The organism is Agreia sp. (assembly GCF_964263775.1).
Classification (GTDB): domain Bacteria; phylum Actinomycetota; class Actinomycetes; order Actinomycetales; family Microbacteriaceae; genus Agreia.
Map to the genome: position 1 here is coordinate 1 of NZ_CAXVWM010000199.1, position 6,599 is coordinate 6,599.

Sequence of the window (6,599 nt, forward strand, 5' to 3'; positions counted from 1 at the left end):
ATGTTCGAGACGATGGATGCAGCCCCGGGCGTCGGTCTCGCCGCCCCACAGGTCGGTGTGCCGCTGCGACTCTTCACGTTCGGGTGGGCCGACGACGACGATGTGGTGCACCGCGGCGTAGCGATCAACCCCGTGCTCCTCATCAGTCCGCCCCCGGTGACCGAGAGCGACGAGGATTCGGACGCGGAAGGCTGCCTGTCGTTCCCCGGCGAGCGTTTTCCACTGGTTCGATCGGCAGATGCTTTGCTGCGCGCCGTCGACCTCGAGCAGAGGCCGTTCGAGATTGCCGCCTCAGGATGGCTCGCCCGCATCTTCCAGCACGAATTCGACCATCTGAACGGCATCCTGTATGTCGATCGCCTCGACTTCATCTCTGGGCGGCGGGCCGCGAAGGTCGCTCGCAAGAAGGGCTGGACCGCACCCGGCAGCAGTTGGATGCCGGGGGTCGACGACCTCGACGCGTAGCCGTCGCTCTGCGTCAGCTGAGTGCCCGGATGCCCGCCGCGACCGCCGCGGCCGCGACGATCACAACGATGAACGGCACCCGGAAGGCGAAGAGCACCGCGGCGACGAGCACGGCGGGAACCCGTGCATCGAGAACGAGCTCCTGGCCTTGGGCGAACGTCTGGAGGGAGATCAGCGCGGCGAGCATCGCGACCGTCAGCAGGTCGACGATGCGCGCGGGTGCCGGGCGTTCGATGAGCGAGGGCGGCACGAGGTATCCCAGAGCCTTCAATGCGAAGCAGACGATGGCCGCCAGCAGCACGACATGCCACGCCGTCACGACGGCATGCCGACGGTCGTGGTGCTCGCATTCCGGCCCCTGCCCAGCCAGTTGGTGACTCCGAAGATCACGGCCACGCAGGCGGCGACCAGCACCGGGATGCCGGGCATCAGCACGGGAGTCAGCAATGCCGCCACGAAGGCGGCCGCCACGGCGACGGCCTGCGCCTGAAGTGCCGCCAGCCGCGGCCACAGCAGGCCGAGGAAGGCCGCCGCGGCCGCCGCGTCGAGACCGAACGCGCTGACGTCGCCGAGCAGGTCGCCGATGAGAGCCCCGACGAGCGTCGTGAGATTCCAGCCGACGTACACGATGAGGCCGGTCGCCCAGAAGCCGATTCTCTGGCCTTCGATGCTCTTCTGCGCCGTGGACACGGCCATCGACTCGTCGATCGTGAGATGAGCCGCGAGCGTGCGCTTCGTGAAGCCGCGCCCGATCACCGGCGACATCCGGATGGCGTAGACGGTGTTGCGCGAACCGAGCAGCGCCGCAGACGCGACCGCCGATGGCCAGGAGGACAGGCCTCCGGATGCGAGCACCCCGACGAGCGCGAACTGCGACCCTCCCGTGAACATCACGAGGCTCAGAACCATCGTCTGCCACAGATCGAGACCGGCCCCGAGCGTCGCAAGGGCCCCGAACGAGATTCCGTATGCCGCGGTGGGAAGGCCGACGGCGAATGCCGCCCGGATGGCCCGGACGCGGTCTGCACCCTCGATCTCGGACATTGTTCCCTGGATTCAGTGACAAAAGAGAAAAGAAAAGGCCACCAGGGGTGGAGCCCGTGGTGGCCTTTTCGCTCCCCGACTTGGACTCGAACCAAGAACCTGCCGGTTAACAGCCGGCTGCTCTGCCAATTGAGCTATCGAGGATTGCTGGAATCAGCGTAGTCACACTATCACCTATTCGAAGATGCCCGTGTCACGCGCGTCGACCTCCATCAGTATCCCACAACCTGATCGACCGCCCTGTGAGAATAGCCCTGTGCTGCTCCGCGCTCAGCGCTGGTCGTCCGAGACCGTGCGGGCCAGACCCTGAACGTACGGGTGGTGCGGGTCATCGAGCACCTCATCGATCGTTCCCAGCCCCACGACCATGCCCTCGTGCAGCACGGCGATGCGATCGACCGATCGACGAAGCACGTCGAGATCATGGCTGATGATGATGGCGCTTGCGCCGCGATCGCGTTGCAGGGCGGCGATGACGTCGACCACCTGCCCGCGAACGGACACGTCGATGCCGGCGGTCGGCTCGTCGGAGACGAGGAATACGGGATCCATCACCAGGGCACGGGCCACGGCGACCCGCTGGCGCTGCCCGCTCGACAGCTCGTGCGGCAGCATGTTGAGCATTCCGACGGGAAGCAGCAGGCGGTCGAGAAGCATCGCAGCCTTCAGCCCGGCATCGTTGGCGTCGAAGTGCTTGTCGCGCAGAAACAGAGGTTCGGCGATGATCTCGGCAACCGTCATGTTCGAGGTCAGAGTCGATCCGGCGTCTTGGGCGAGATAACCGATGCCGAACGTGAGCCTGTTGAGCTTGCGGCCACGGGTGCGTTTGAGGTCGTACCCGAGAACCGAGAGGGCGCCCCCGACGATGCGGGGTGCGCCGTCGCGAGACGGTGAGGTCGCGGCCGTTCCGGAGATGACCGACGCGATCGTCGATTTTCCTGACCCGCTCGATCCCACGAGCCCGATGATCTCTCCGGGCTCGACATTCAGCGTGAACCCTTTGACCGCGGTGTGCGCGGAACTGACGCTGTGTGCCGGATATTCGATCGTGACGTCAGACGCCGTCAGTATCCGTTCGCTCATGGATACCGACCCTAGCCGTCGAGCGCCTGGAGTCGGTGCAGTGCCTCGCGCCTCGTCTGCTGTTCGATCGGGTCGGGAACGGGAAGCGATGCGAGAAGTCTCTGGGTGTACGGGTGTTTCGGAGCACCCAGAACCTCGACTCCTGTCCCCTCTTCGACGAGCTCTCCCTTGTACAGCACCGCGATGCGGTCGGCGAGCAGGTCGACGACTGCGAGGTCGTGGCTGATGAACAACGACGCGAACCCGAACTCGCGCTGCAGCTGGGTGAACAGCTCGAGTACGCGAGCCTGCACCGACACGTCGAGGGCGCTTGTGGGCTCGTCGGCGATGAGCAGTTTGGGCCGCAGCGCGATCGAGCGCGCCAGGCTGGCACGCTGCCTCTGGCCGCCGCTGAGCTCGTGCGGGTAGCGGTCGCCGAACGCCTTCGGCAGCTGAACGGCCTCGAGCAGCTCGTCGACCAGGTTGCGGGCATCGCGCGCATCCCCGGCCCGACCGTGAACGACCAAGGGCTCGGCGACGCATTCGGCGATGGTCAGCAGCGGGTTGAAACTCGATGCCGGATCCTGGAACACGAACCCGATATCGACACGGGCGCCGCGGAACGCGCGTTCCCGGATGCCGTTCATCTCGCGTCCGAGCACGCTCAGGGATCCCCCGGTCACCTTCGACAGCCCGGCGATGGCGCGACCGATGGTGGTCTTGCCGGAGCCCGACTCCCCCACCAGTCCGAGGACCTCTCCCTCGTGGATCTCGAAGGAGACGCCGTTCACGGCGCGAAATCCGCCGCGACCGAGCCGCCCCGGGTACTCGATGACGAGGTCTCGCGCCACCACCACCGGCGTCGCGCTCGATTCGCGATCGAGTCGCTCCTGTGTGCGCACGGCCGCTCGAAGCTCGCCCTGGCCTATGTGGGGAACGGCCGCGAGGAGCTGCTTCGTGTAATCGGCCTGGGGTGAGGCGAACAGGGTGCGGGCATCCGCTTCCTCGACGACCTTGCCCTCGTACATCACGACCACTCTGTCGGCGAGGTCGGCGACGACGCCCATGTTGTGCGTGATGAGCACGATCGCGGTGTCGAACTCGTCGCGCAGGCGGCGGAGCAGATCGAGGATCTCGGCCTGCACGGTCACGTCGAGGGCCGTCGTCGGCTCGTCGGCGACGATGAGTCCCGGGTTGAGCACGAGCGCCATCGCGATGACGACCCGCTGCTTCTGTCCGCCCGAGAACTGGTGCGGGTAGTAGTTCACCCGGTTCTCCGGGTCGGGAATGCCGACCCGGCGCAGGATGTCGACGGCCTGCCTTTTCGCATCGCTCCGGCTCACAGACCCGTGGGCGCGGATGCCCTCAGCGATCTGCCACCCGACAGTGTAGACGGGGTTGAGCGCGGTGGACGGCTCCTGGAACACCATCGCCACGTCTTCGCCGCGGAGCCCGCGCAGGGTGGACGTTCCGGCGCCCACGATGTCGGTGGTGCGGCTGCGATCGCGACTGCGCAGAAGAATGGAGCCGGATGAGGTGGCGGTGGCGGGAACGAGACCGAGTATGGACTTCGCGGTGACGCTCTTGCCGCTGCCGCTCTCGCCCACGATCGCGACGATCTCACGGGGACGCACGGCGATGGAGACACCATCGACGGCGCGGACCGCGCCCCCGTCTGTGGCGAAGGTGACCCGGAGGTCGACGATCGAGACGATGTCGGATTCGTCGGTGACGGCATCCGTATTGTCTGCACTCATGAGACGCGCTCCTCGTCGTTCGCTGTGACCGTGTCGTCGGCGACCACCGACTGGCCGGTTGCGCCGGCGCCGTGGGGCGCGGCACCATTGTCGGGAGAGGGCGCGCCCGTGTCGAGTGCCGCACGGCGACCTCTGAGCCGTGGATCTGCAAGGTCGTTGAGGCTCTCGCCGAGAAGGGTAATGCCCAGCACGGCGAGAACGATGGCGAGGCCGGGGAACACCGAGGTCCACCAGATGCCGCTCGTCACATCGGACAGGGACTTGTTGAGGTCGTAACCCCACTCGGCCGCGGCCGTGGGCTCGATGCCGAAACCGAGAAAGCCGAGGCCGGCCAGCGTGAGCAGGGCCTCGGAGGAGTTGAGGGTCAGGAGGAGGGGAAGCGACCTCGTCGCGTTGCGCAGCACATGGCGATAGATGATGCGCGGCGCGCGAGTGCCGATGACTTTGGCGGATTCGACGTAGGCTTCGCTCTTGATACGCACGGTCTCGGCCCTGATCACACGGAAGTACTGCGGTATGAACACCACGGTGATCGAGATGGATGCCGCCAGGATGCCGCCGAAGAGATTGCTCTGTCCGCCCGAGATCACGATCGACATCACGATGGCGAGAAGCAGCGACGGGAACGCGTAGATGGCATCGCAGACGACGACCAGCACGCGGTCGAGCCACCCTCCGATATAGCCGGAGACCAGGCCGAGGAAGATGCCGACGAAGATCGACAGGATTACCGAGACGATGATGGTGAGGATCGCCGTCTGCGCTCCCCAAATCACACGGGAAAGCACGTCGTAGCCGCCGACGGTGGTGCCGAGCAGATGCTCCGCGTTCGGCGATTGCTGGGCGCCGAACGGGGTGCCCTCGACTCGGAGCTGCGAGAAACCGTAGGGTGCGAGCACCGGTGCGAAGACCGCCGTGATGACGAAGACGCCGGTGACGACGACGCCGGCGATCAGCATGCCGCGCTGCAGGCCGATGCTCGATCGCACCTGGGCGAAGAGCGGGATGCGCGACACGAGGCTGCGCCTCGGGCGGGGATGAGCGGTTGCGGTCGTCACGACTAGTACCTGACTCTCGGGTCGATGAGCGCGGCGATGATGTCCACGATGAAGTTGGTCACCGCGACGATCACGGCCAGCAAGGCGACGATTCCCTGAACGGCGACGAAGTCGCGGGCCTGCAGATAGTTGGCCAGCTGAAACCCGAGGCCTTTCCACTCGAACGTGGTCTCCGTGAGCACTGCGCCACCGAGAAGCAGGGCGATCTGCAAGCCGATGACCGTGATGATCGGAATCAGCGCGGGCCGGTAGGCGTGCTTTCGTACAAGGCGGAATTCCGTCACGCCGCGCGATCGCGCGGAGTCGACGTAGTCGGTGCCGAGTGTGCCGATGAGGTTGGTGCGCACGAGGCGAAGGAACACGCCGGCCGTCAGCAGCCCCAGGGCCACGCCGGGAAGTACGGCGTGCGACAGCACATCTGCGATCACCTCGGGGTTGCCGGTCTGGATGGCGTCGATGAGATAGATGCCGGTCTTGGACTGCAAGAACTGCATCTGCAGCTCGGCCCCTGTCGATGCGCGTCCTGCAACCGGAAGCACCTGCAACCAGACGGCGAAGACGAGCTTCAGCAGCAGGCCGGCAAAGAAGACGGGGGTCGCGTAGCACAGGATGGCGAAGATGCGCAGGAACGCATCGGGGGCCCGGTCACGAAAGTACGCGGCGATCATGCCGAACGGGATTCCGACGAGGAAGGCCACGATGAGGGCGTAGAACGCGAGTTCGAGCGTTGCACCGCCATACGTCACGAGGACCTGCGTGACAGGACGGTTGTCGCTGAGCGTGTTTCCGAAATTGCCGGTGAAGATGTTGCCGAGATACTCGAGGTACTGCACGATGAGCGGCCGGTCGTAGCCGGCCTCGTGGATGCGTTCCTGCAGCTGAGGCCCCGTGAGCTTGCCCCCGAGCGCGGCGGTGATGGGGTCACCCGTGGTGCGCATCAGCAAGAAAACGAGGGTGACGAGGATGAACACCGTCGGGATGATGAGCAGGAACCGCACGAGGATGTAGCGGCCGAGTCCTCCGCCGCCCGACGACGACCGACGTCGGAGAACGGCCGGGGGTGCGGCAGATGCCGGATCCGGAGAGCTGAGTTCTGCAGTCACGTGCGTGTGTCCCTTGGTCAAACGACGGGTGACGTGGGGGGGGGGGGGGGGGCCGGCCGCCCGCGCGCCCCCCCCCCCCCACAATCTAAAAAAAACAAGGGTGGCGGACA

The 6,599-nt window shown here is 66.1% G+C and carries 7 protein-coding genes and 1 tRNA gene; 1 reads left to right on the forward strand and 7 read right to left on the reverse strand.

Features of this window, described 5'->3' with window-relative positions:
* Positions 1-465: peptide deformylase (gene def, locus ACE5CZ_RS14235; RefSeq protein WP_374947986.1), on the forward strand; the 465-nt coding region annotated here is incomplete at its 5' end.
* Positions 466-478: 13 nt separating this feature from the next.
* Here the strand turns inward: def and ACE5CZ_RS14240 are convergent.
* From ACE5CZ_RS14240 to ACE5CZ_RS14270, 7 genes are all read right to left on the reverse strand, one after another.
* Positions 479-784 (reverse strand): AzlD domain-containing protein, encoded by a 306-nt coding sequence (locus tag ACE5CZ_RS14240; RefSeq protein ID WP_374947987.1) that lies wholly within the window; start codon positions 782-784, stop codon positions 479-481.
* Positions 781-1,509: an AzlC family ABC transporter permease gene (locus ACE5CZ_RS14245; protein WP_374947988.1), complete on the reverse strand. Its 729-nt coding sequence runs from the start codon at positions 1,507-1,509 to the stop codon at positions 781-783. The genes ACE5CZ_RS14240 and ACE5CZ_RS14245 overlap by 4 nt, the downstream gene beginning before the upstream one ends.
* 71 nt (positions 1,510-1,580) lie before the next feature.
* A tRNA-Asn gene (locus ACE5CZ_RS14250) sits at positions 1,581-1,653 on the reverse strand.
* A 126-nt stretch (positions 1,654-1,779) separates the two neighbouring features.
* Entirely contained in the window at positions 1,780-2,592 is an 813-nt protein-coding gene (locus ACE5CZ_RS14255) for an ATP-binding cassette domain-containing protein (protein ID WP_374947989.1), read from the reverse strand.
* Between the two features lie 11 nt (positions 2,593-2,603).
* On the reverse strand, positions 2,604-4,328 hold the full coding sequence (locus ACE5CZ_RS14260; protein WP_374947990.1) for a dipeptide ABC transporter ATP-binding protein: 1,725 nt from the start codon (positions 4,326-4,328) through the stop codon (positions 2,604-2,606).
* Positions 4,325-5,386, reverse strand: coding sequence for an ABC transporter permease (locus ACE5CZ_RS14265; RefSeq protein ID WP_374947991.1), 1,062 nt, complete (start codon positions 5,384-5,386; stop codon positions 4,325-4,327). Before ACE5CZ_RS14265 ends, ACE5CZ_RS14260 begins: the two co-directional genes overlap by 4 nt.
* Before the next feature lie 2 nt (positions 5,387-5,388).
* On the reverse strand, positions 5,389-6,489 hold the full coding sequence (locus tag ACE5CZ_RS14270; protein ID WP_374947992.1) for an ABC transporter permease: 1,101 nt from the start codon (positions 6,487-6,489) through the stop codon (positions 5,389-5,391).
* Positions 6,490-6,599: the final 110 nt, after the last annotated feature.

What these genes read in the sequence shown, in the direction of transcription:
- ACE5CZ_RS14245 (WP_374947988.1), bottom strand. Translation starts at nt 1,509, where the DNA reads ATGTCCGAGATCGAGGGTGCAGACCGCGTCCGGGCCATCCGGGCGGCA.
- ACE5CZ_RS14255 (WP_374947989.1), bottom strand. Translation starts at nt 2,592, where the DNA reads ATGAGCGAACGGATACTGACGGCGTCTGACGTCACGATCGAATATCCG.
- ACE5CZ_RS14260 (WP_374947990.1), bottom strand. Translation starts at nt 4,328, where the DNA reads ATGAGTGCAGACAATACGGATGCCGTCACCGACGAATCCGACATCGTC.